Source organism: Bradyrhizobium sp. 18BD (assembly GCF_054185225.1).
Genome location: NZ_JAVAYL010000240.1, coordinates 1 through 447 on the forward strand (window position 1 = coordinate 1; position 447 = coordinate 447).

Below are 447 nucleotides of genomic sequence, written 5' to 3' on the forward strand. Positions count from 1 at the left end.
GCACGACCGTGCCGCGGCAGCAGGCGGTCGTTTCGAGAATTACGGAAACTGGCTGCGCGCTGCCTGTTTCCCGCGTGCCGGCGAGAATGAACATCAGGCAATCGCACGCGAGGTGCTGACCGTACGCAAGTCCGTCGGCCTCTTCGATGCATCACCACTTGGCAAGATCGAGGTCAAAGGACCCGATGCGGCAGAGTTCCTGCAACGCATCTATGCGAACGGCGTCAAGACACTCAAGGTCGGCAATTGTCGCTACGGCCTGATGCTCAACGAGAACGGCATCGTCTTCGACGACGGCGTGTTCGCGCGTCTTGCACCCGGCCATTTTCTGGTCGGCACGACGAGCAGCCATGCCGGCGCGATCGCCGACATGCTGATCGAATGGCTTCAATGCGAATGGACCGATCTGCGGGTGGCGGTCGAGAATGTGACCACCGCCTGGGCCGT

At 61.5% G+C, this 447-nt stretch carries 1 pseudogene; it reads left to right on the forward strand.

Annotation, left to right across the window (positions count from 1 at the left end):
- Window positions 1–52 precede the first annotated feature (52 nt).
- Window positions 53–447, forward strand: a pseudogene (locus tag RAD16_RS41260) (sarcosine oxidase subunit alpha); the annotation flags it as partial.